This is a genomic window from Thioclava marina (genome assembly GCF_002020135.1).
Lineage (GTDB): Bacteria > Pseudomonadota > Alphaproteobacteria > Rhodobacterales > Rhodobacteraceae > Thioclava > Thioclava marina.
Genome location: NZ_MPZS01000003.1, coordinates 439,854 through 463,897, shown reverse-complemented (window position 1 = coordinate 463,897; position 24,044 = coordinate 439,854). Strand labels below are relative to the sequence as shown.

The 24,044-nt window shown below is 65.0% G+C and carries 18 protein-coding genes; 9 read left to right on the top strand and 9 right to left on the bottom strand.

Going from position 1 to position 24,044, the window contains the following annotated elements:
* Window positions 1-210: 210 nt before the first annotated feature.
* Window positions 211-1,284: a site-2 protease family protein gene (locus BMG00_RS16425; RefSeq protein WP_078575112.1), complete on the top strand. Its 1,074-nt coding sequence runs from the start codon at window positions 211-213 to the stop codon at window positions 1,282-1,284.
* A gap of 7 nt (window positions 1,285-1,291) precedes the next feature.
* On the opposite strand, the gene BMG00_RS16420 is transcribed toward BMG00_RS16425, so the two are convergent.
* A complete protein-coding gene (locus BMG00_RS16420) occupies window positions 1,292-2,968 on the bottom strand; it encodes a thiamine pyrophosphate-binding protein (RefSeq protein ID WP_078575110.1) in 1,677 nt (558 codons plus the stop codon).
* A 267-nt stretch (window positions 2,969-3,235) separates the two neighbouring features.
* Between BMG00_RS16420 and BMG00_RS16415 the strand changes: the two genes are divergently transcribed.
* Window positions 3,236-5,530 carry an arginine/lysine/ornithine decarboxylase gene (locus BMG00_RS16415; RefSeq protein WP_078575108.1) on the top strand — a complete coding sequence of 765 codons (2,295 nt, stop codon included), beginning with the start codon at window positions 3,236-3,238 and terminating at the stop codon, window positions 5,528-5,530.
* A 39-nt stretch (window positions 5,531-5,569) separates the two neighbouring features.
* Here the strand turns inward: BMG00_RS16415 and pstB are convergent, their stop codons facing one another.
* The 4 genes from pstB to pstS form a co-directional block, all read right to left on the bottom strand.
* Window positions 5,570-6,379 (bottom strand): phosphate ABC transporter ATP-binding protein PstB, encoded by an 810-nt coding sequence (gene pstB / locus BMG00_RS16410; RefSeq protein ID WP_078575107.1) that lies wholly within the window; start codon window positions 6,377-6,379, stop codon window positions 5,570-5,572.
* Complete coding sequence (gene pstA, locus BMG00_RS16405) at window positions 6,379-7,209, bottom strand: phosphate ABC transporter permease PstA (protein WP_245795068.1); 831 nt, start codon at window positions 7,207-7,209, stop codon at window positions 6,379-6,381. The genes pstB and pstA overlap by 1 nt, the downstream gene beginning before the upstream one ends.
* Window positions 7,210-7,221: 12 nt before the next feature.
* The gene (gene pstC, locus BMG00_RS16400; RefSeq protein ID WP_078575103.1) at window positions 7,222-8,190 is read right to left on the bottom strand and encodes a phosphate ABC transporter permease subunit PstC; all 969 of its coding nucleotides are present in this window, start codon (window positions 8,188-8,190) and stop codon (window positions 7,222-7,224) included.
* Window positions 8,191-8,266: 76 nt separating this feature from the next.
* The gene (pstS, locus tag BMG00_RS16395) at window positions 8,267-9,319 is read right to left on the bottom strand and encodes a phosphate ABC transporter substrate-binding protein PstS (RefSeq protein WP_078575102.1); all 1,053 of its coding nucleotides are present in this window, start codon (window positions 9,317-9,319) and stop codon (window positions 8,267-8,269) included.
* Between the two features lie 503 nt (window positions 9,320-9,822).
* On the opposite strand from pstS, the gene BMG00_RS16390 reads away from it, so the two are divergent.
* Together BMG00_RS16390 and BMG00_RS16385 are read left to right on the top strand one after the other, a co-directional pair.
* Window positions 9,823-11,385 carry a PhoX family protein gene (locus BMG00_RS16390; protein ID WP_078575100.1) on the top strand — a complete coding sequence of 521 codons (1,563 nt, stop codon included), beginning with the start codon at window positions 9,823-9,825 and terminating at the stop codon, window positions 11,383-11,385.
* A 75-nt stretch (window positions 11,386-11,460) separates the two neighbouring features.
* The gene (locus BMG00_RS16385) at window positions 11,461-13,074 is read left to right on the top strand and encodes a hypothetical protein (RefSeq protein WP_078575097.1); all 1,614 of its coding nucleotides are present in this window, start codon (window positions 11,461-11,463) and stop codon (window positions 13,072-13,074) included.
* 30 nt (window positions 13,075-13,104) lie between these two features.
* Here BMG00_RS16385 and BMG00_RS16380 read toward each other — a convergent pair whose 3' ends face one another.
* Genes BMG00_RS16380 through BMG00_RS16370 form a run of 3 tightly spaced genes read right to left on the bottom strand, consistent with a single transcriptional unit; the run spans window position 13,105 to window position 16,576 of the window.
* On the bottom strand, window positions 13,105-13,908 hold the full coding sequence (locus BMG00_RS16380; protein ID WP_078530295.1) for a 3-hydroxybutyrate dehydrogenase: 804 nt from the start codon (window positions 13,906-13,908) through the stop codon (window positions 13,105-13,107).
* Window positions 13,905-15,413, bottom strand: coding sequence for a class I adenylate-forming enzyme family protein (locus BMG00_RS16375; protein ID WP_078575095.1), 1,509 nt, complete (start codon window positions 15,411-15,413; stop codon window positions 13,905-13,907). The genes BMG00_RS16380 and BMG00_RS16375 overlap by 4 nt, the downstream gene beginning before the upstream one ends.
* Window positions 15,410-16,576 carry an acetyl-CoA acetyltransferase gene (locus BMG00_RS16370; RefSeq protein WP_078575094.1) on the bottom strand — a complete coding sequence of 389 codons (1,167 nt, stop codon included), beginning with the start codon at window positions 16,574-16,576 and terminating at the stop codon, window positions 15,410-15,412. The genes BMG00_RS16375 and BMG00_RS16370 overlap by 4 nt, the downstream gene beginning before the upstream one ends.
* 92 nt (window positions 16,577-16,668) lie before the next feature.
* On the opposite strand from BMG00_RS16370, the gene BMG00_RS16365 reads away from it, so the two are divergent.
* The 5 genes from BMG00_RS16365 to BMG00_RS16345 all read left to right on the top strand — a co-directional run bounded on the left by BMG00_RS16365 (window position 16,669) and on the right by BMG00_RS16345 (window position 22,933).
* Window positions 16,669-17,229, top strand: coding sequence for a PAS and helix-turn-helix domain-containing protein (locus BMG00_RS16365; RefSeq protein WP_078530292.1), 561 nt, complete (start codon window positions 16,669-16,671; stop codon window positions 17,227-17,229).
* An 81-nt stretch (window positions 17,230-17,310) separates the two neighbouring features.
* The gene (locus tag BMG00_RS16360; RefSeq protein ID WP_078575092.1) at window positions 17,311-17,985 is read left to right on the top strand and encodes a TetR/AcrR family transcriptional regulator; all 675 of its coding nucleotides are present in this window, start codon (window positions 17,311-17,313) and stop codon (window positions 17,983-17,985) included.
* On the top strand, window positions 17,982-19,286 hold the full coding sequence (locus BMG00_RS16355) for a phenylacetate--CoA ligase family protein (RefSeq protein ID WP_078575090.1): 1,305 nt from the start codon (window positions 17,982-17,984) through the stop codon (window positions 19,284-19,286). The genes BMG00_RS16360 and BMG00_RS16355 overlap by 4 nt, the downstream gene beginning before the upstream one ends.
* On the top strand, window positions 19,283-20,044 hold the full coding sequence (locus BMG00_RS16350; protein WP_078575089.1) for an enoyl-CoA hydratase/isomerase family protein: 762 nt from the start codon (window positions 19,283-19,285) through the stop codon (window positions 20,042-20,044). Before BMG00_RS16355 ends, BMG00_RS16350 begins: the two co-directional genes overlap by 4 nt.
* Before the next feature lie 195 nt (window positions 20,045-20,239).
* Window positions 20,240-22,933 (top strand): DUF2339 domain-containing protein, encoded by a 2,694-nt coding sequence (locus BMG00_RS16345; protein ID WP_158521756.1) that lies wholly within the window; start codon window positions 20,240-20,242, stop codon window positions 22,931-22,933.
* A 119-nt stretch (window positions 22,934-23,052) separates the two neighbouring features.
* Here the strand turns inward: BMG00_RS16345 and BMG00_RS16340 are convergent, their stop codons facing one another.
* Entirely contained in the window at window positions 23,053-24,036 is a 984-nt protein-coding gene (locus BMG00_RS16340) for a branched-chain amino acid ABC transporter permease (protein WP_093470174.1), read from the bottom strand.
* Between the last annotated feature and the right edge of the window lie 8 nt (window positions 24,037-24,044).

Sequence of the window (24,044 nt, the reverse complement as noted above, 5' to 3'; positions counted from 1 at the left end):
CGAACGGGAATTCCAGTCTGGGTCGTTGGATCGACTCAGTCATCGCTTCATCCCCTCGGATGAACTTCAAACCGCAAGCGATTGATTTAAAAAAGATTATATCGAAATCCACCGAAACCCACAAACACTGTTCCCCTGCGGGGCTTGCACCCGGCGACCGAACGTGGCCTCCTCTCGCTACCGTCGCACCAGACCCAACGGAGAGCAGAGATGAGCTGGTCCTTTCCCATCGGCAAAGTTCGCGGCACCGAGCTGCGGGTGCATGTCACGTTCTTCCTTCTGCTGGCCTGGATCATGGTCGGCGCCTGGATGGCCGAAGGGCCGCAATCGGCGCTGGTGAACATGCTCTTCATCGTTTCGGTCTTCGCCTGTGTCATGTTGCACGAACTGGGCCATGCAACGATGGCGGCGCGGTTCGGGGTGAAGACCCCTGACATCACCTTGCTGCCGATCGGCGGGCTCGCGCGCCTCGAGCGCATCCCCGAAAACCCGAAACAGGAGATTATGATCGCGGTGGCGGGTCCGGCGGTCAATATCGTGATCTGGATCGTGCTCTCGGTGCTGATCGGGGTGCGCGGGCAGATCGCGGATCTGCAATCGCTCGAGAGCCCGACGCAGGATTTCTGGGCGCGGCTCGCCGTGGTCAACCTGCTGCTCGTGGCCTTCAACATGATCCCCGCCTTCCCGATGGATGGCGGCAGGGTGTTTCGCGCGGTCCTCGCGCTGTTCATGGACCGGGTGAAGGCCACGCAGATCGCCGCGCAGGTCGGGCGGGTGCTGGCGCTCGCGCTGGGGCTCTGGGGGGTGATGCAATCGAGCCCGATCCTCGTGCTGATCGCGGTCTTCATCTATTTCGCGGGCGGGGCGGAAAGCGCCGATGTCACGATGCGCGGGCGCGCGCGCGGCGCGCAGGCGCGAGATGCGATGATCACCGCATTCGCGAGCCTGTCGCCCGAGGACAGCCTCGAGGACGCCGCGCGTCTGATCCTGCGCACCACGCAATCCGAATTTCCGGTGCTGGGGCCGGATGGGGCCTTCCTCGGGTTTCTGACCCGCGCCGAGGTGATGTCCTTCCCCGAGCCTGAACACCGCGCCGAGCGCGTCTCGGACCACATGCTGACGGGCCTGCCCGCCCTGCCCTCCACCGCACCGCTTCAGGCCGTGCTCGAGGCGATGTCGGGGCGCCACGTTCCGGCCGTCGCCGTCACCGGCGATCACGGCCGGTTCATCGGCTATGTGAACCGCGAGAATATCGGCGAGTGGTTCATCCTCGCGCGGCGCTGAGCCGCGCTCAACGTCCCTTGCCCGCAGCCAGCGCCCCCTCGCGCATCTGCGAGAGCGTCTGGCGCGGGGTCAGCGCCTCGGGCGAGATCACCAGATCGAGCACGGCTCCCGTCGGTGATGCCAAGGCCCGCTCGAAGGCCGCCGCAAAATCCTCGGTACGCTCGACCCGTTCACCATGAAAGCCGTAAGCCCGCGCGAGCGCCGCGAAATCGGGATTGGCGGTCATCTCGGTGCCGGAAACCCGCGTGGGATAATTGCGCTCCTGATGGGCGCGGATCGTGCCATAGATGCCATTGTTGAGCACGAGAATGATCGGTTGCGCCCCGGCCTGCGCAGCGCTGGCAAGCTCCTGCGAGGTCATCTGGAAATCGCCATCGCCGGCGAAACACAGAACCGTCTTCGCGGGGTGGACCAGCTTCGCGGCGATCGCGGCGGGCACGCCATAGCCCATCGCGCCCGATTGCGGCGCAAGGAGCCGCGCCTCGGGCCCGAATTTCAGGAACCGCCCCGACCAGATCGCGAAATTTCCCGCGCCGTTGGTGACGATCATATCCTCGGGCAGCGTTGCGCGCAGATGGGCGCAGACCTTGCCCATATCGACCGGCGAGGGGAGATCGGGCAGATCGAACCCCGCCTCATAGGCCACGCGCCCCTCGGCACGCCACGCGCCCCACCTGCCCTTGACCGGCGCGAGCGCCCCGAGCGCCTCGGCAAAGGCGTTCGGCCCGGACTGAATCGCCAGCTCCGGGCAATAGACCTTGCCGATCTCGCGATCCGAGCCATGCACATGGATCAACCGCTGGCGCGGTTGCGGCACGTCGAGCAGCGTGTAGCCATCGGTCGCGTTCTCGCCAAAGCGCGCATTGATCGCGAGGATGACATCGGCCTCGCGGATCAGCGCCTTCACATGGGGCATCATCCCGACCCCGGCCTCGCCGCAGAAACTCGGCGAGTGATTGTCGAACTGGTCCTGATAGCGAAAGACCGAAACCACCGGGATATCCGAGGCTTCCGCAAAGCGCTGGATCGGGCGCGTGCCCTGTCCTTTCCAGTTGCACCCGCCATAGAGGATGAGCGGACGTTCGGCCCCTGCCAGCATCTCGCGAAGGCGCTCCATCGCCGCCGGATCGGGGTGGGGTTCGGTGATCTCGACGGGGCCGCGCAGAGGGGCGGCATCCGTCATCGAGGTCAGCATATCCTCGGGAAGCGCCACCACGACCGGCCCCGGACGGCCCGAGATCGCCGTGCTCCAGGCGCGGGCGAGGATTTCGGGGATGCGTTCGATCCGGTCGATCTCGACCGCCCATTTCGCCATCGTGCCGAAGACGGCGCGATAATCGAGTTCCTGAAACGCCTCGCGCCCCTTCATGTCGGTGCCGACCTGTCCCACGAAAAGGATCATCGGCACCGAATCCTGCATCGCCGTATGCACCCCGATCGCGGCATTGGTCGCACCGGGGCCGCGCGTGACCATGCACAGGCCCGGCTGCCCCGTCAGCTTGCCAAAGGCCGCGGCCATGAAGCTCGCCCCGCCCTCCTGCCGGCAGAGCACGTAATCGAGCTTCCCGTGCGTGTCATGCAGCGCATCGAGCACCGCCAGATAGCTCTCCCCCGGCACTCCGAAGGCCTTGCGCGCCCCGAGCGCCACCAGACATTCGACCAGCAGCTGTCCACCGTTTCGCATCGCGGATCCTTTCCCCCTACCCGGCGGCGACCGTAGCGCGAGCGATCGACGAAGGAAATGCGCCCGCTGAAAAGGGATGCGGTTTCGGCGCAAACGGCTGGCGCGATGCCCCCTGAGATCATCGGTTGCGGCGAAGCGCCGCCACCCCTGCCCGCGCATCGTCACAGCGCCTTGCGCAACCTCTCAATTCAAGGCATGGGCCTTGACGTGGCCCGCTTCGGACTGAGATGTACGAGGCAACCGGACGCTTTCGAGAAAGGACGCCCGATGAAATTCCGCTTCCCCATTGTCATCATCGACGAAGACTTCCGCTCCGAGAACACTTCGGGGCTCGGGATCCGCGCGCTCGCCCAGGCCATCGAGGCCGAGGGGTTCGAGGTTCTCGGCGTCACAAGCTATGGAGATCTCTCGCAATTCGCCCAACAGCAAAGCCGCGCCTCGGCTTTCGTGCTGGCCATTGACGACGAGGAATTCTCGGCTGGCCCCGAGCTTGATCCGGCGGTCGAGAAGCTGCGCACCTTCATCGAGGAAGTGCGCTGGAAAAACGCCGACGTGCCGATCTTCCTGCATGGCGAGACCAAGACCTCGCGCCACCTGCCCAACGATATCCTGCGCGAGTTGCACGGCTTCATCCACATGTTCGAGGATACGCCCGAATTCGTCGCCAAGCACATCATCCGCGAGGCCAAGAGCTATCTCGAAGGCATCCAGCCGCCCTTCTTCAAGCAGCTTCTCGATTATGCCGAGGATGGTTCCTATTCGTGGCATTGCCCCGGCCATTCAGGGGGCGTGGCCTTCCTGAAATCGCCGATCGGTCAGATGTATCACCAGTTCTACGGCGAGAACATGCTGCGCGCGGATGTGTGCAACGCGGTCGAGGAGCTGGGCCAGCTGCTGGACCATAACGGCGCTATCGGCGCGTCGGAGCGCAACGCGGCGCGGATCTTCAACTCCGATCACTGCTTCTTCGTGACCAATGGCACCTCGACCTCGAACAAGATGGTCTGGCACCACACGGTCGCGCCCGGCGACGTGGTCGTCGTCGACCGCAACTGTCACAAGTCGATCCTGCACTCGATCATCATGACCGGGGCGATCCCGGTTTTCCTCAAGCCAACACGCAATCAATGGGGCATCATCGGCCCGATCCAGCGGTCGGAATTCGAGCCGGACTCGATCCGCGAGAAGATCCGCGCCAATCCGCTTCTGAAGGATTACGACGCCGACACGGTGCGCCCGCGGATCATGACGCTGACGCAATCGACCTATGACGGCGTGCTCTACAATACCGAGGTGATCAAGGGGCTCCTCGACGGCTGGATCGACAACCTGCATTTCGACGAGGCTTGGCTGCCGCATGCCGCCTTCCACCCGTTCTACGGCCAGTATCACGCGATGGGCCGCAAGCGCGGGCGCATGGAGAAGTCGATCACCTATGCGACGCAATCGGTGCACAAGCTGCTCGCCGGGATTTCGCAGGCAAGCCATGTGCTCGTGCAGGATAGCCAGGAAGCCAAACTCGACCGGCATCTCTTCAACGAGAGCTACCTGATGCACACTTCGACCAGCCCGCAATATTCGATCATCGCAAGCTGCGATGTGGCGGCGGCGATGATGGAGCCTCCAGGCGGCACTGCGCTCGTGGAGGAAAGCATCGTCGAGGCGCTGGATTTCCGCCGGGCCATGGTGAAGGTCGAAGAGGAATACGGCCCCGAGGACTGGTGGTTCCAGGTCTGGGGACCGACCGATTTCCGCTCGGACGGCGATGGCATGGCCGAGACCCGCGACTGGGTGCTGAAGAAAACCGATGCCGAGGGCGTCGAAAGCACCGGCTCGGACAGCTGGCACGGCTTTGGCGACATGGCGCCGGGGTTCAACATGCTCGACCCGATCAAGGCCACGATCATAACACCCGGCCTCGATATCGAGGGGCGTTTCGACGAGACCGGCATCCCCGCCTCGATCGTGTCGAAATACCTCGCCGAGCATGGGGTGGTGGTGGAGAAGACCGGGCTTTACAGCTTCTTCATCATGTTCACCATCGGGATCACCAAGGGCCGCTGGAACACGCTTCTGGCCGCGCTCCAGCAGTTCAAGGACGATTACGACAAGAACCAGCCGCTCTGGCGGGTGATGCCGGAGTTCTCCGCCAAGCATCCGCGCTATGAGCGCATGGGCCTGAAGGATCTCAGCCAGCACGTCCACACGCTTTACGCGAAATACGACGTGGCGCGGCTCTCGACCGAGATCTATCTCTCCGACCACCTGCCCGCGATGACGCCTTCCGAGGCCTTCTCGCATATCGCGCGGCGCAAGACCCAGCGCGTGCCCATCGACGAGCTGGAAGGGCGCATCACGACGAGCCTCGTCACCCCTTACCCTCCGGGGATCCCGCTCTTGATCCCGGGGGAAGTGTTCAACGCGAAGATCGTGGATTACTTGCGGTTCAACCGGGAATTCGCCCGCGAATGCCCCGGTTTCGAAACAGACATCCACGGGCTCGTGGTCGAAACCGGGCCGGATGGCGAGACCTGCTATTTCGCCGATTGCGTGGCCGAATGAGGCGCGGGGGCGCGCGTTGCGCCCCCTGCCCAACCTTTGTCAGCCGAACCGGCCTGTGATGTAATCCGAGGTCCGCTCCTCGCGAGGCCGGGTGAAGATCTGCGCGGTCTCGCCTGCCTCGATCAGCTCGCCCAGATACATGAAGGCGGTGCGGTCGCTGACGCGGCTCGCCTGCTGCATGTTGTGGGTGACGATGGCGATGGTGAAGCTTTCCTTCAGTTGATGGATCGTTTCCTCGATCTTGCCCGTCGAGATCGGGTCGAGCGCCGAGGCGGGTTCGTCCAGCAAGATCACCTCGGGCTCCACCGCGATCGTGCGCGCGATGCAAAGGCGCTGCTGCTGGCCGCCCGAGAGCGACTGACCCGAGGCTTGCAGCTTGTCCTTCACCTCTTCCCACAGCGCCGCGCCGCGCAAGGCCGCCTCGATCCGGTCGTCGATTTCGGATTTCGCGGTGCCCATCAGTCGCAGACCGAAGGCGATGTTCTCATGGATCGTCATCGGGAAGGGCGTGGGCTTCTGGAACACCATCCCGACCTTGGTGCGCAGCCGGTTCAGGTCCGTGCCCTTCGCAAGGATGTTCTTTCCGTCGAGCAGCACCTCGCCCGTCGCGGTTTGGTTCGGATAGAGGTCATACATCCGGTTCAGCACCCGCAGCAGGGTCGATTTCCCACAGCCCGAAGGACCGATGAAGGCGGTCACGCGGTTTTCCGGCAGATCGAGGTCGATGCCTTTCAGCGCCCGGGTGTTGCCGTAGAAGAACTCGAGATTGCGGATCGCGATGCGCGGCTTCGGTGCCGGGTCGATGTCGTGGAACGTGAGCGGAGAGCGGTCGCGAATGAGCGTATCCATCAGGCTTTCTCCTTTCGGGAGGTGACGAGGCGGGCGATGATCGACAGCGCCAGCACCGCGACGGTGATGAGAAGCGCGCCTGCCCAGGCGAGGGATTGCCAGTTGTCGTAAGGCGACAGCGCGAATTGGAAGATGGTGATCGGTAGCGAGGCCATCGGCTGCGTGAGGTTCAGGCTGAAGAAGTTGTTCGACAATGCCGTGAACAGAAGCGGCGCTGTCTCACCCGAGATCCGCGCGATGGCGAGCAGCACGCCCGTCACCATGCCCGCGCGGGCGGCCTTGTAGGCAATGGTTCGGATCACCACCCAGCGCGGCGCGCCCATCGCAAGCCCGGCCTCGCGCAGTTGATCGGGCACCAGCAGCAGCATGTCCTCGGTGGTGCGCACCACGATCGGGATCACGAGGATCGCCAGTGCCACCGCCCCCGCCAACGCCGAGAAATGCCCCAGCGTGACGACAAGGAGCTGATAGACGAAGAGGCCCACGACGATCGAAGGCGCCGAGAGCAGGATGTCATTGACGAAGCGGATCACTTTGGTGAGCTTCGAGAACCGCCCGTATTCGGCCATATAGGTCCCTGCGAGGATGCCGATCGGCGTCCCAATCGTCACCGCGATCGCGGACATGATCAACGAGCCGAGGATCGCGTTGCGCAAGCCTCCCGCATCCATCGGCGCGGGCGTATCCTGCGTGAACACGGCGAGGTTCAGCGCACCCGCCCCCTTCGCGACAAGGTGGATCAGGATCACGGCAAGCACGAACAATCCCAGCGCGGCGGCCCCGGTGCTCAGCGCCATCATCACCGCGTTCACGGCTTTTCTGCGGGTCATGGAGGCCATCGCTCACACTCCCGATTTCTGCTTCATCCGGCGCAGCAGGAATTGGGCTGCGGCCAGAACGATGAAGGTGAGGATGAACAGCACCAGCCCCAGCGCGATCAGCGAGGCGGTGTAAAGCGGCGTCGTCGCCTCGGTGAACTCATTCGCGATCGCGGCCGAGATCGTCGTGCCCGGTTGCAGGATCGAGGCGGAAATCCGGTGCGCGTTGCCGATCACGAAGGTCACGGCCATCGTCTCACCCAAGGCGCGCCCAAGCGAGAGCATGATGCCCCCCACCAGCGCCGTGCGCACATGCGGGATGACGATATGGCGGTTGACCTCCCAGCGGGTCATGCCGAGCCCATAGGCGCTCTCGCGCAGCATGTCGGGCACGGTCAGGAAGATGTCGCGCGCCAGCGAGGCGATGAAGGGCAGAACCATTATCGCGAGGATGAGCCCGGCGGTCAGCATCCCGATCCCGTAGGGCGCGCCCGAAAACAGCGTGCCGATCAGCGGCACCTGCCCCAGCGTGTCGATCAGCGCGGGCTGCACCACCGATTGCATGAAGGGCGCGAAGACGAAGAGCCCCCAGATGCCGTAGATGATCGAGGGGATACCCGCGAGCAGCTCGATCGCGATCCCCAGCGGGCGGCGGAGGATGCGCGGGCACGTCTCGGTCAGGAAAATCGCGATCCCGAGCCCCACCGGCACCGCGATCAGCATCGCGATCACGGAGGTGACCACCGTGCCATAAAGCGGGGCCAGCGCGCCGAACCTGTCGGTCACCGGGTTCCATTTCGCCGTCACAAGGAAGCTCGCTCCGAAATGCTGGAAGGCGGGCCAGGCACCCATGGCCAGCGAGACGAACACGCCCAGCAGGGTCAACAGCACCACCACGGCGGCAGCAAAGGTCAGCGTGCCGAAGACCCGATCGGATCGCGCCGCCGGGTTGGCCGCGCGCGGACCTGCCTCAAACTCAGTCACGACGCTCATTCTGCACTCCCTTCAAAACGGGCAAAGGGAGGGCCGCCGAAACAGCCCTCCCGAGATCATGCGGGGGATCGTGCGATCAGTTGTTCATCGCCCAGACCGAGGCACCGTCCTTGCCCTTGATCTGCGTCCATTCCGCCTTGATCTGCGAAACGACCGAGGCGGGCATCGGGATATAGTCGAGTTTGGCCGCAGCCGCGCCGCCATTCGCATAAGCCCAGTCGAAGAACTTCAGGGCGTCAGCCGACGCCGCGCCGTCCTTGGCATCCGAATGCATCAGGATGAAGGTCGCTGCCGTCATCGGCCAGGTCGCCTCGCCCGGCTGGTTGGCGAGGATCACACCGAAGCCCGGCTGGCTCGACCAGTCGGCATTGGCGGCGGCCGCAGCGAAGGCGTCGGCCTTGGGCGCCACGCGCTTGCCGTCCTTGTTGATCATGTCCGTGTAGGTCATGTGGTTTTGCAGCGCGTAGGCATATTCGACATAGCCGATCGAGTTCTTCGTCTGATCGACGTTGGCGGCGACGCCCTGGTTGCCTTTCGCACCCAGACCCACCGGCCATTCGACCGCGGTCGAGACGCCGATATCGTCCTTCCAGCCCTGATCGACGGCAGCGAGATAGTAGGTGAAGTTGAAGGTGGTGCCCGATCCGTCCGAACGGTGGACGACCGCGATCGCCGCGTCGGGCAGCTTCACGCCTTCGTTGAGCTTGGCGATGGCCGGATCGTTCCACTTGGTAATCTTGCCTTCGTAGATCTTGGCCAGCGTCGCGCCATCAAGCACCAGCTCACCCGGCTTGATGCCGTCGACATTCACGACCGGGACGATGCCGCCCATCACGGTCGGGAATTGCACGAGCGTATTGGCCTTCAGCTCATCGCCGCCCAGCGGCTTGTCGGAGGCGCCGAAGGTCACGGTGCGGGCCTCGATCTGCTTGATGCCGCCGCCCGAGCCGATGGCCTGATAGTTGAGCCCGGTGCCGGTCTTTTCCTTGTAGGTTTTCGCCCAGTCCGAATAGATCGGATAAGGGAAGGTCGCGCCAGCGCCCGAGATGTCGCCAGCCTGCGCCGCGACAGCCGAGACCAGCGAAGCACCGGCGATCACGGCGGTGAGGGAAAGACGGGATTTGAACATGGGATAACGATCCTCGTTGTCTGTCATTTCACGCCGAAACGAGAGCACCCCGTTTCGTTGCCACCCGGTCTGGGCGCGCTTTCTGACAGCCATGTAACAATCGCGCAGCGGTGAACGGGCGTGATACTGCGCCGAGACTCACCGCGCAGAGCGTCGCCCCCAGATACCCATTGCGAAAGATTTTTTCCTGCCATTTCAATTCCCTGAGGGAACACGGAAGAGAACACATCCGATCTCATTTCCGGGAGGCCGCCAAAAAATCCGCAAGATCCCTCTGCCAAAGGCCGGGAAATCTCGTCGTTTTGTGATGCACAGGCGCAGGGTCGGGCCTCGCGAAAGCCGCTTGCCCGGCGATTTCCCCCTCGTGAAAGGCGGATCACCGCGCAGTTTGGCAAGCGCGTTTCCCCGTCCCTTGGGTTTCACAGTTCTGTTATCTGTTCGTGAGGAATCCGATACAATCGCCCCCTAAAGCCCCCCGTAGCGATAACTCTGGGAGCCGCATCATGAAATCCACTCTTCTTTCCTCGCTCGTCCTGTCGACCGCGTTGAGCACGCCGGTCCTTGCCGAGACCCTCACCCGCGTGGTCACCGTGCCGCTGGGCGGCGAGATCACCGGCATGTTCCTCGAAAAGGGCGACCTGTTCTTCAACGTCCAGCACCCCGCCGACGACATGGGCAACGAATTTGCCAAAGCGACGATCGGCGTCGTCTCGAATGCGGATTTCAAGGCCAAGGCGTCGGACGTTCCCGAAGGCGACGACAAGAAAGTCGTGAAGACCTCGCTGGGCAAATACCAGGTGCTGGTGCAGGAAGGCGACTTCGACAAGATCGGCAAGATCACCAACGCGGAAGGCGAGATCCTCTCGTCGAACGATCCCGACTTCAACGCCTTCGTCGCGACCGGCGAGGATGCGGGCTATCTCTTCACCAACTGGGAAGACCGTCCCGGCGGCATGTCGCGGGTGAAGCTGTCGCGTGCGGCCGACGGCACCTGGAGCGCGGACGCCAATGACGCGATGATGCTCGACTTCTCGGCTGTGCACGGCACCTGGGTGAACTGCTTCGGCACCCTCTCGCCCTGGAACACGCCGCTCAGCTCGGAAGAGCTGTATTTCGACGAAACCGCCGACTGGAACAACCCGAACTTCGAAGAGATCGGCGATGTGGCCGGGCTCGAGCAGTATCTGGGCCAGTATCCGAACCCCTACCGCTACGGCTTCATCGTCGAGATCGCCGATCCGGCGGGTCAGGCCACCCCGGTCAAGCGTTTCGCGATGGGTCGCTTCTCGCATGAGAACTCGGTGGTGATGCCCGATCGCAAGACGGTCTATCTCTCCGATGACGGCACCAATGTCGTGTTCTTCAAATTCGTCGCCGATGAGGCGGGCGATCTTTCGGCCGGCACGCTCTACGCCGCGAAGATGACCCAGAAGACCGCTCCGGGCACCGCCGCGGCCGAAAGCGGGTTCGATGTCGAATGGATCGAGCTGGCCCATGGCACCGAAGCCGATATCGCCGCGTGGATCGCGGACTATGACGGTATCACCCAGGCCGATTACGCCGAAGGCAAGAGCTCCTACATCTCCGACGAAGACGTCGTAGCCTGGGCGAAGGGCGAAGCGAAAGACGACCGCGCGGCCTTCCTCGAAAGCCGCAAGGCCGCCAAGGCCAAGGGTGCGACCGCCGAATTCCGCAAGATGGAAGGCGTGAACATCAACTTCGACGCGGCGGCCGACGGCTCGGTCCCCTACATGTACATGGCGATGTCGGAAGTCGCCAAGGGCATGGCCGATGACAAGGGCGACGTGCAGGTCGCCGAGAACAAGTGCGGCGTCGTCTACGAGATGAAGCTCGACGCGGCCTATAACGTCGCGACGATGATCCCGGCCGTGGCGGGTGGCGCGTATGACAAGAACGCCGAAACCAATGCCTGCGACGTGAACGCGATCTCGAACCCCGACAACATCGTCGTCCTGCCCTCGGGCCAGGTGCTGATCGGTGAGGATACCGGCCATCACGAGAACAACGCGATGTGGCTCTACACCCCCGATCGCAGCGCGATGTAAGCCTCGTCCGAAAACATCCGACCGGGGGCGGGCACGACCTGCCCCCGGTTATCATTTTCCAAGCCCGAGACTGTCATGCTGTATCGTCTGGCGAGCGCGCTTCTCGCCCTCTCCCCGCTCGCGGCCGCCGCGCAACCGCTCTCGAAGCTCGACACCGCCGCGCTGATGGCGCTGCGGCCTGCCTCCGAGGATCTCGCCGAGGCCGGACGGCGCTACAATCCCGAGGCCCCGATCCCGCCGCAATGCTACACCGAGATCGAGGGGCGCTATAATCCCTGCTATGTCTGCCACCAGTCGAACACCGACCGGGAGCGCCCCAATTTCATGCAGGACGGCGGTTTGCAGGCGGAATACGCTTTCTCGGAAGCGGGCATGACCAACCATTACGCCAATCTCTTCATCGACCGTTCGGCCAAGGTCGCGGCGATTTCGGATGCGGCGATCCTCGACTGGATCGGACAGGACAATTATTCCGATCTGGCCGGACGCCTGCGCGCGGAAGGCTTCGAGGGCTGGATCCCGGATCTGGATGGCTATGCCGACGGCGCAGGCGCCTTCGACGCCGATGGCCTCGCGCGGGATGGCTCGTGGTGGGTCGCGTTCAATTACAAACCGCAGCCCTCGACTTTCTGGCCCACGAACGGCTCGACCGATGACGTGCTGATCCGCCTGCCCGCGCCGTTCTACACGGACACGGACGGGCGCAAGAGCCGTGATCTCTACTTCGCCAATCTCGCGCTTCTGGAGATGGCCTTTCAGGACCGTGACGCGATCAGCATGCCCGAGGTCGATGAAGCCGCGCTCGGCGTGGATCTCGATGGCGACGGGACGCTCGGGAAAACGGCCACGATCAAGCGCAGCGCGCATTATCTCGGGGCGGCCTCGGATGAGCCCGTGCAGCGGATGCTCTACCCCGAAGGCACCGAATTCCTGCATTCCGTGCGATATGTGGGGCTTGGCGAGAATGACGCGATCACCACACCGCCGCGCATGAAGGAACTGCGCTACATGGTGAAGACCCGCGCCCTCTCGATCCCGCAGATCGCCTCGCGCTATGGCAATGAACGTCAGGAAAAGCTCGACGAGAATCTGCCGCGCTATGTCGACCTTGGCGACAAGGGGATGGATAACGGCATGGGCTGGACGCTTCTGGCCTTCATCGAGGACGAGACGGGCCGCCTGCGCCGCCAGACCAATGAAGAGCTGTTCTTCTGCCGCGGCTGCCACACTACGACGGGCGCCAATATCGACCAGACCTGGGCTTTCCCGCGCAAGATCACCGGGGCGAAGGGCTGGGGCTATATCGACCTGCACAGCCAGCGCGACGTGCCCAATCTGGGCGAGAGCATGGGCGAGATCGCGCAATATCTCGAACGCAGCGGCGGCGGGGATGAATTTCGCTCCAATACCGAGATGATCGCGCGCTGGTTCACGCCCGATGGCCGCGTCAACACCGAGGCGATGGCGGGCAAGACGGTCTATGATCTCATCACCCCCTCGCGCGAGCGCGCGCTGGCGCTGAACAAGGCCTATCGGGTGCTCGTGGTCGAGCAGAGCTTCCTCTTCGGGCGCGACGCGACGGTGACGCCGCCTGCCAATGTCCATGCCGAGATCGACGAAGCCACGGCGCCGACGCTGCCGCCGCAGTATCGCTACCGCCACGATATCCGGCTGAACTGGGGAGAGTGATCCGGGGGGCGCCTGCCCCCCGGCACCGCCCTACTGCGTCGTCCAGCCCCCATCGACCGGGATCGAGGTTCCGGTCACGTTATGGGCGATCGGCGCGCAGAGCCACAGCGCGAGCGCCCCGATCTCGGACGGGTCCGACATTCGTTGCGTCGGCTGCTTCTCGGCCAGAAGCGCTGCCACCCCCGCCGCGCGATCCCCGCCATGGGCAGAGGCCCGCTCGGCGATCTGGGGCGCGAGGATCTCGGTTTCGGTCCAACCCGGGCAGATGCAATTGACCGTCACCCCGCCAGAGGCCTTGCTGCCCGCGGTCGCATATTCCAAAGCCGCGACCCGGCTCATCCCGACGAGACCGAATTTCGAGGCCACATAGGGCGCCTTGTTGACCGAGGCCACAAGGCCGTGCACCGAGGCGATATTGATCACCCGGCCATAGCCCTGCGCCGCCATCTCGGGCAGCGCGCGACGCATCGTGTGAAAGGCGCCCGACAGGTTCACCGCGATCACCGCGTCCCAGATCTCTGGCGCGGCCTCAGCCAGGCTCACCGTGCGCTGGATGCCCGCGTTGTTCACGAGGATATCCGCCCCGCCCCAGTCCGCCACCGAATCCATCATCGCGTCGATCGCCGCAGGGTCGGCCATGTCGGCATCGAAGAACCTCACCTCCGGCGCGCCCGCAGCCTTGAGCTTTTGCGTAACCTCGAACACCTGTTCGGGACCGGCCAGCCCGTGCAGCGCGATCCGCGCCCCCGCCCCGGCCAGCGCCTCGGCGATCGCAAGCCCGATCCCCTGCACCGATCCCGTCACCAGCGCGGTCTTTCCCTGAAGCTGCGTCATTCTCTCTCCTCCTCGATGATCCGGCGCAGCTCTGTCTTGAGAACCTTGCCGTAATTGTTCTTGGGCAGCGCCGCGACGACGCGGTAAGCCTTGGGGCGCTTGAAACGCGCGATGCTCTCGCAGCAGTGGCGATCGAGCGTAGCAGGGTCGATCGCGCTCCCCGGGGCCGGGGTGACGAAGGCCAGAACGCTCTCGCCCCATTCCACGTCGGGCGTGCCGATCACCGCCGCCTCGTGCACGCTGGGATGCAGCAACAGCGCCTCTTCGACTTCGCGCGGGTAGATATTCGTGCCGCCCGAGATGATCACATCCTTCGAGCGGTCCTGAAGCGTGACGAACCCGTCCGCATCCATCGCCCCCATGTCGCCGGTCCACAGCCAGCCGTCGCGGATCGCACGCGCGGTCGCTTCGGGGTTCTCCCAATAGCCCGCCATCACCGCAGCGCCACGCACGAGGATCTCGCCGGTTTGCCCGTGTGGCAGCGGGTTGCCGTCGCCATCCGCGATCCGCACGCTGACCGGGCTATGGGCCAGCCCCACCGAAGCGAGCCGTTCGCGCCAGCGCGGATGGCTGCGATCGGCAACGATCTCGCGCGAGAGCGCTGTGATCGTCATCGGGCTCTCGCCTTGGCCGTAGATCTGCACGAAACGCGGCCCCATCACCTCGACCGCCTCGACGATATCGGCCAAATACATCGGTCCGCCGCCATAGACGATCGTCTTGATCCCCTCTCCGGTCGACCCGCTCGCCTTGGCGCGATCGACGAGTCGGCGGATCATCGTCGGCGCGGCGAACATCGAGACATTCCCGAGACGCGGTGCGAGATCCAGGATTTCCTCGGCCTCGAACCCGCCCGAGAGTGGCACCACATGACGCGCCGCGCGCATCACATGAACGAAATTGTAAAGCCCTGCCCCGTGCGACATCGGCGCTGCGTAGAGGATCGCATCCTGCTCCTCGACGCTGTCCACATCGGTGAAATAGCCAAGGCACATCGCCTGGAGATTGGCCGAGGTAATTTTCACCCCCTTGGGCCGCCCCGTCGTGCCGGAAGTGTAGAACAGCCAGACGGTCTGATCGGCCTCGATCGGCACGGGCGCGGCCATCGGCGCATGCTCCATCAGTGCGCGATAGGCGTGGCTTTCGATATCGAGCGTCTCGCTGTGCAGCTCGACCCCGGGATCGGCGGTGACGAAGGTCAGCTTCGCCCCCGAAGCCTCGATGATCCACTCGGCCTCGCGCGGATGCAGCTTGCCGTTGATCGGCACCACCACCGCGCCCGCGAACCACGCGCCGTAAAGCGCCTCGAGATATTCGGTGCGGTTCTTCATGAAGATCGCGACCCGGTCTCCGGGCGCAATCCCGCGCGCGCCAAGCCCCGTCCCGATCCGCGCGGCCCTGTCGGCAAACTGCGCGTAATCGGCCAGAACCTCCTCGCCACGCATCAGCGCAGGCGCGCGGGGGCGACGAATTGCGGTGCGGACGAGCCACTCCGCCGGGTTCATTCCGCGCGCTCCGCCTCGAGGATCGAGCAGTAATTCGCGACGCCCGACCCGCCCATGTTGAACACGCAGCCAAGCTCCGCGCCAGGCAGTTGCATCTCGCCCGCCTGCCCTGTGAGCTGCATCGCCCCCAGAACGTGCATCGACACGCCCGTCGCGCCAACCGGATGCCCCTTGGCCTTGAGCCCGCCCGAGAGGTTCACCGGCAGCGCCCCTTCGCGCGTCACCAATCCCTCATCGATCGCGCGGGCGCCCGCCCCGCGCGGCACCAGCCCCATGGCCTCATAAACAAGCAGTTCCGCGATGGTAAAACAGTCATGGATCTCCGCGAAGGAGAGATCCTTCACGCCGATTCCCGCCTCCGCATAGGCGCGCGCGAAGGCCTCTACCGGTCCTTCGAAAGCCAGAAGATCCCGGCGCGACATCGGCAGGTAGTCATTGACCTGCTGGGCGGCGCGGAACCCGATCCGATTGGCGAAATCGCCCGCGCGATCCTCGGCCACCATGACCAGCGCCGCCGCCCCGTCCGAGATCAGCGAGCAATCGGTCATCCGCAGCGGCGCGGCGATCATCGGGTTGCGCTCGCTCACGGTATTGCAGAACTCGAACCCCACCTCCTTGCGCATCTGCGCAAGCGGATTGGCCAGCGCGTTGTGGTGGTTCTTCGCCGCAATCCGGGCAAGCGCGGCAGAGCGATCCCCATGCGCCTGGAAATAGGCCTGGGCAAAGCGCGCGAAGATCTGTGGGAAGGAAACGCCTGCCTCTTCAGCCTGGTAGGACGCCCCGGCCAGAGCCTCGGTCACGCCCGCGGTGTCCTTCGCGGTCATCTTCTCCGCTCCGATCACCAGCGCGGCCTTCACCCGGCCCGAGCGGATTGCGTCGCGCGCGGCATAGATCGCGGCAGAGCCCGACGCGCAGGCATTCTCGACCCGCGTGGCCGGAGTGAAGCGCAGCCGCTCGTCAAGCCCCAGCGCGAGGGAACTGGGAAAACCATCGGGCACCAGCCCCGAGTTGAAATGGCCCAGCCAGATGCCGTCGATCTCGCCAGGGTCGATCCCCGCATGATCGAGCGCCTGCCCGCCCGCCGCGAGGATCAGATCCTCGAGCGTCTGCCCCTCGAGCCGTCCGAATTGCGTATGCCCCCAGCCCACGATTTTCGCGTCCATCTCATCCTCCTCCCGCGATTTCGCCGCAGACTAGCAACTGCAGCGTACCCGCTCTATTCGTAGAATTACGCAATCGGGGAGGCATTGCAGGGATGGGCAAGCAAGAGGAGGCAGAGGCAGCCGCGCTGGCCTTCGAGCACGCGCCGGTGGGCCTCGCACTCACCTGCGACCGGGTGATCGAGCGATGCAACGCGCGGTTTTGCGAGACCTTCGGCTATGGGGCCGAGGAGCTGGCGGGGCGTTCGCTGGCCGCGCTCTACCCTTCGGCCGAGGAGTTCCAGCGTATCGGCGAGATCGGTCGGCAGAAGATGCTCGACACCGGGCGCTATGCCGATGAGCGGATCATGCAGCGCCGCGACGGCGGGTTGTTCTGGTGCCGGGTCCGGGGCCAGTCGCTCACCCCCGACGATCCGTTCACCCGCGCGATCTGGAGCTTCGCCGATATCTCGGAATCGCGCCCCGTGGTGGATCTGACGGTGCGCGAGCGGCAGGTCGCGGCGTTTCTCGCCGAGGGGCGGACGAACAAGGAGATCGCCCGGCTTCTGAACCTTTCGCCGCGCACCGCCGAGGCCCATCGCGCGCGGCTGCAAGCCAAGCTCGGCGCGCGCAACGCAACCGAACTCGTGGCGCGGCTGACCGGACTGCCGGTCTGAACGCCGCCCTCTTCGTCCACGCTTGACGCTTGGGCATCTCTCATTTTATGAAAATGACGTCAGTTTCAGGAATCACCAGAGATGTATCCTCGCCCCGCCCCGAAGGATCTCCCGATCCTCTCCTACCCCACCCATCTCGCGACGATCAGCGCGGGCCGCCCCAAGGGCGAACGGACCCGCGCTCAGATCCAGATCGCGGCCTGTGCGGTGCTCGATGGCAGCGGACCGCAGGATCTGACCATCTCGGCGATCTGCGAAAAGGCTGGTGTGTCGAACGGCACCTTCTATCTCTACTTCCCCGACCGCGCGGTGTTGCTCGACACGCTGCTGAGCGATTTCGCCCTCTTTGTGCAAACGGCGATGCGCGCGGCGAGCGCGGCTCTGCCCGAGGCCGCCCCGCGCGCCGCCACGCGCGCCTATTTCGATCTGTTCGAGCAGAACCGCGGTCTCATGCGCTGCCTCGTGCATCACATCGACGCCTTTCCCGAGGCAAGCGCGGCCTTCCAGCGCCTGAACCGGGAGTGGATCGAAACCGTCGTGGCCGCCGTCGAGCGCCGGATGCGGCAAGATGGGCGGACCGAGACGATCCCACATGACGAGCTGATGCGGCGCGCCTATGCGCTCGGGGGGATGGTCGATCAGTATCTCTCGAGCCTTCTTTTGTCGCGCGACCCCACGCTGATCGCTCTCTCTAGCGACCGCGAGGCCACGCTCGAAACCTTGTCGCTGATCTGGGAACGGGGGATGATGCCATGAGCGCGATCAAGGGGGCCGAGCGCCTGTCGATGGCCGATCTCGCGCCACATATCGCGCAGACCTGGGAGACGCAGCGCGCCCATGTCGCGGCCCATTCGCCCTTCTATCAAACCCTCTGGGACGGGCACGAGCCGCCGCGCGACCTGCGCGATCTGCCCGAGCTCCCGCTTTCGGACAAAACCCAGCTGCGCCTCTCACAGGCCGCCCATCCGCCTTTCGGGGATTATCTCGCAGCTCCGCGCAGCCTCGCGAACCGGCTGCATCGCACCTCGGGTACGACCGGTCAGGCGATGAACCTCGCGCTCTCGGCCCGCGACGCGCAGGTGACGCAGGAGGTCGGCGGGCGCTGCCATGCCTCGGCGGGGCTTGGGCCCGATCATACGGTGGTGCATTGCCTCAATTACCAGATGTGGATGGGCGGGCTGACCGATCACATGACGCTGGAGGCGACCGGCGCGCTGGTCGTGCCCTTCGGCGTGGGCGCGACCGATCTGCTGATCCGCACGATCCGCGAGGTCGGCATCACCGCGATCTCCTGCACACCCTCCTATCCGGCGGTGCTCGAACGGGTCCTCGCCGAGCGTTTCCCCGGGCTGAAGCCGCGCGATCTTGGGCTGAAGCTCGGGCTTTTCGGAGGCGAACCCGGGCTCGACGACCCCGCCTTCCGCACCCGGCTGCGCGAGACCTGGGGGATGGAGCCGCGCAACGCCAATTACGGTGTCTCGGACGTGTTCTCGAATTTCGCCGCCGAATGCGCGCAGGACACGCGGCTGCATTTCATGGCTGCCGATGTTCTCCACCCCGAGCTGATCGAGCCTGAGAGCGGCACGCCCTTACCGCTGGAACCCGGCGCGCGAGGTGAATTGGTGCTGACCCACCTGGCACGCGATTGCCAGCCACTTGTGCGCTTTCGCACCGGCGACATCATCGAGATCGACGCGACCGAGCCCTGCGCTTGCGGCGGCACAGGCTTTCGGTTCTCGGTGGTCGGACGCTCGGACGACATGGTGGTGGTGCGCGGGCTCAACATGTTCCCCTCGATGGTAGCGGCCGTTCTCAACGAGATCGCGGAGCTCTCGGGCGACTATCGCATCACACTCGATGCGCCCCCGCCCCATGACACCCTGCCCGTTCAGGCCGAGCTTGCCGAAGGCGTGCCCGTCTCAGAGGCGCTGCGCTACAAGGTCGAGCAGGCGATCAAGACGCGCCTTGGCGCAAGCGCCACCGTCACCCTCTGCCCCGCGCACAGTTTCCCGCGCACCGAGGGCAAGACGAAACGCGTGATCCGGAGCTACCGATGACCGATTTCAGCTATGAAACCGTTTTCAGCACGCTCGGCGACCACGGCGTTCGCACCATTACGCTCAACCGCCCCGAGCGGCTCAACGCGATGAACCGCGCGCTGATCGACGATGTCGCAAAGGCGTTTGAGGATGCCAATGCCGATCGCGCGACGCGCGCGATCATTTTCACCGGCGCGGGCAAGGCCTTCTGCGCGGGCGACGACCGAAAGGCCCACACCCATCCCGAGAGCGAGGAAGACGCCCGCGATCTGGTGGAGGCGATCCAGCGCGCGACCCATGCGATCACGCTCGGTGCGAAACCCGTGGTCGGCGCGATCAATGGCTGGGCCGTGGGCGGTGGCTTCGAATGGGCGATCAATTGCGACTTCCCGATCTGGGCGCGCAGCGCGACGGGGTTCTTCCCCGAGGTCTCGCTCAATCTCTTTGTCACCGGCGGCGTCACGGCACTGCTGCCCGCGCTGGTCGGGCTGAACAAGGCGCGTGAGATGCTGATCTTCGGAGAGCGTTACAGTGCCGAAGAGCTGGCGCGGATCGGCGTGGCCTGGAAGGTGGTCGAGGATGAGGAACTGATAGAGCACGCCACCGAGGTCGCCGCACGTCTGTCCGCCTTGCCGCCCCTGGCGCTGCGCGCGATGAAGCGCGTGCTCAATGCGGTCGCGATGCCGGACCTGCATCGAGCCCTTCAGCTTGAGACCGACGCGACCGTGACCGGATTCCTCGATCCGGAAACCACGCAAAGGCTCAAGTCCTTCTGACCACGTATTTCGTTATAATTCATATATTTAATATGAACACTTAAAGCTGCCAGCGTAAAACGGAACCCCGCCACGGCTCCCGATCCCGCCTCTGTCCGCGCACGCGCCCACTCACCAATGCTTGATTTCGGGGCGGTCCCGCGCGAAGCTTTGCCAACTCAGGTGAACTTCGCCGCCCATCCAACGGAGAACACTATGTTTCTTCTCGGCCTGATCGGAGTGATCTACGGGCTGCTGATCCTCATCGGCCTGCCTTACGCACTGTTCACCATCCGAAGCCTGAAAGAGCGTATCGCACAGCTCGAAGCGAAGTTGGGAGAGCCCGAAGCGACGTCGACACCTGAGACCTCCGATCGGCAGTCCGCCACCCCGCCCCCGGTTCCGCCCCGCCCCGAAGCGACTGAAGGCCCCTGGCAGACTTCCGGGGTTTCGCCTCCTCCGATCATGCCCGAGACCCGGGAGCCGTCGAAGGCCTATGTCCTGCGCACAGAGAATTTCGCGCGTCTGGGGAACTGGCTGCGCACGAACTGGACACTGGCCGTGGCGGCGCTGTCGCTGATCTTCGGCGGTCTTTTCATGGTGCAATACGGCGTCGAGCGCGGGTTGCTGACGCCCCCTTTGCGGGTGATCGGCGCGCTGATCCTCGGGCTCGCGCTGATCGGCGGCGGCGAATGGCTGCGGCGCAAATTCGGCGATGTCTCGACACCCAGCACAAAGCACCTGCCCTCGATCTTTGGCGGGGCGGGCGTGGTCGTGCTGTTCATCGGGATTCTAGCCGCGAATGCGCTCTATGGTCTGATCGGCCCCGGCGCCGCGATCGGGGGCGTCGCGCTGGTTGCCGCGGGCGCTGTGCTGATGGGTTGGCTTTACGGCGCGGTCCTGCCTGCGGTCGGGCTGCTGGGTGCGACCGGCGCGCCCTTCCTCGTGAGCGCGAGCGACACCGACGCCACGCCCTTCTACGCCTATTTCGCGATCATCGGGCTTGCCGGGCTCGCGATCGACAGCTTTCGCCATTGGGCCTGGGTCTCGGCGCTCGCACTCGTGCTCGCCTGTACGGGGCTTTCGCTCGTGCATCTTGACGTGAGCTCCGCGCCCGGTCTGCTCGGGGCGGCTTTCGCGCTCGGGCTTGGCGCGCTCGTTTTGCCCGAACGCCACCTTGTTCCCGCCTTCGATGGCGTGCCACTTCACCGCTGGCGCAAGGATCAACGCCCGGACTTCCCGACCCTGCTCGGCGCGGCGGGCATCTTGATCGCGACCCTCGGGGCGAGCGTCATTGCGCTCGATCCCGGCTCCAACCCGACCGAGTTCGCCCTCGGGATGGGCGCGCTTACCGCGATCTTCCTTGCGATCACGTTCTGGCTCTATCGCGCCCCGACGCTGGATCTGACGATCGCCCTGCCCGGCATCGCCTTCCTTGCAGCGCTTGCCGTGCAACCCCGTCAGCAGGGCGAAATCTACCGGACCTTCCGTGCCTTCCTCGATGCGGCTCCCGAAACGCCGATGCCTGCGACGCTCTGGTGGCTGATGGGGGCGGTGGCGCTGATGGCGGCGACGGCGACCTGGCGGCTCAACCTGATCGCCACGCGCCCCGAAGTCGATGCCCCGGCTCGCGCCCTGCCCTGGGCGCTGGCAGCCTCGGCGATCGTGCCCGCGAGCGCGCTGGTGATCGAGTTCCTCTGGAACCCGCGCGCGGTGATCGGAAATTACCCCTGGGCGCTCGCGGCGATGGCGGGGGCGGCGATGATGGTGCTGCTTGCGCAACGACGCGGCGCACGGGCCGGCGCCTCGCGGCCACGCGATCTGGGGCTTCTCGCGGCAGCCGCGATCCTGATGATCGCGCTGGCTTTCTTCCTGCTGCTGACCAAAGCCGCGCTGACCCTCGCATTGGCGCTGCTGATGGTGCTTGCAAGCCTGATCGACCGGCGCTTCGACCTGCGCGTTCTGAGTTGGGTCGCGCAGCTCGGAGCGGCTGTGATCGGCTATCGGCTGCTGATCGATCCCGGTTTCTTCTACGCGATCGAGGATGCAAGCTGGGCAGAGTTCGCGCTCTCCTATCTTGGTGCAATGGCAGGGTTCGAGGCGACGCGACGGATCACCCGCAAGGGCCGTCCCGTCCTGATTGCGGTGGCCGAGTCCGCCTTGCTGACCACTCTGGCGATGACCCTGACGCTTGCCATTACCCGCTATGTCGATCTTGACGGGCATAATTTCTGGCTGCCCGGGCTTTGTGCGGCCTCATGGGCGGCCGTCGCTCTCGCTCAGGTCTGGCGGCTTCCCTCCTCGACACGCGCGGCGCGCGTGATCCGGACGGTCTTTGCCGCGATTTCCGGCGTCACCGCCGCGGGCCTTGCGGCCATCGAGATCGGCACGACAAGCTGGATGGCCAATTTCGCGACGGGCATCGAGGTCAACGGGCCGCCGGTCTTCGACGGGCTCGCGCTGGCCTTCCTGCCGCTTGCGCTGACGCTCGCGCTTGGCGCCTGGGCGATGGGGCGGCGGCAAGAACGGCTCGCTCGGCTGCTACAGCGCGTCCTCGTTCCGGGTGCGGCCGCGATAGCGCTGATCTGGGGATTTTTCGAGATCCGCAGGCTGTGGCGCGGCCGCGACCTGTCCGCGCCCGGCCCCTCCGACGGCGAACTCTACAGCTACACCCTGGCGATGCTTCTGGTCTCACTGAGCGTTCTCGCCATCGCGGTCATGCGTCGTTCCGAACCGTTGCGGCGACTGGCCATGGGCGGCGTTGCCCTGACCATCGTCAAGGTCTTCCTTCTCGACATGAGCGGGCTTTCGGGCCTGACGCGCGTGGCCTCCTTCGTCGGGCTCGGCCTCGCGCTGGCGGGGCTGGCCTGGATCAACCGCAAGATCGACGCGCGTTGGCGCGAGGGCTGAGAGCGGTTTCGCCGAAGCTTTCATCGCTCTCACTCGGACATGACGCCGGGCCGGAAACCGAAACGGCGGGAGCGATTGCCTCGCCCCCGCCGTTCGCGGTTTCAATGGCGGGGTTGGGCTCAGAGCCAGCCACCCACCTTCAGCATCCGGGCAATCTCGCCCACGATCCCGCGGCGGAACAGCAGCACGCAGGCGATGAAGGTGCCACCGATGACGACCTGCACCCACGATCCTATGCCGCTGAGCATATGCTGCAGCGCCACCACGATCACCGCACCCACGACCGGCCCGAAGATCGTCCCCATGCCGCCGAGCAGGGTCATCAGGATCACCTCGCCCGACATCTGCCAATGCGCATCCGTCAGCGAGGCGAACTGGAACACCAGCGCCTTGGTCGAGCCCGCAAGCCCCGCAAGCCCGGCCGAGAGCACGAAGGCCAGCAGCTTGAACCGATCCACGTTATAGCCCAGCGACAGCGCGCGAGGCTCGTTCTCGCGGATCGCCTGCAAGACCTGCCCGAAGGGCGAATGCACCACCCGGTAGATCACCGCGAAGCCGATCAGGAAGACGGCCGCCACGAAGTAATACATGTTGAGCGGCTGGCTCAGATCGATCACGCCAAGCAGGTGACCGCGCGGGATGCCCTGCAACCCGTCCTCGCCGCCGGTGAAGGGCATCTGCAACGCGAAGAAATAGACGATCTGCGCCAGCGCCAGCGTAATCATCGCGAAATAGATCCCCTGCCGGCGGATCGCGAGCATCCCGACCAGCCAGCCCAACGCGGCAGCGAAGACCGTCCCCGCCAGGATGCCCAGGATCGGCGGAAAGCCCCAGACCTTGATCACATGGCCCGCGATATAGGCCGCGCCACCGAAGAAGGCGGCATGGCCAAAGGACAAGAGCCCGGTGAAGCCGATCAGCAGGTTGAAGGCTGCCGCGAAGAGCGCGAAGCACAGCAGCTGCATCGCGAAGACCGGGTAGAGGAACGCCGGGGCGATCAGTACGGCGGCAAGCAGCACCGCCCAGGCGAGCCCTTGCACGACCCGGCCGCGCTTCACGGTCTCGGGGGCAGTTTCGGCTTCGAATTCAGCGATATCCGTCATGATGCGCC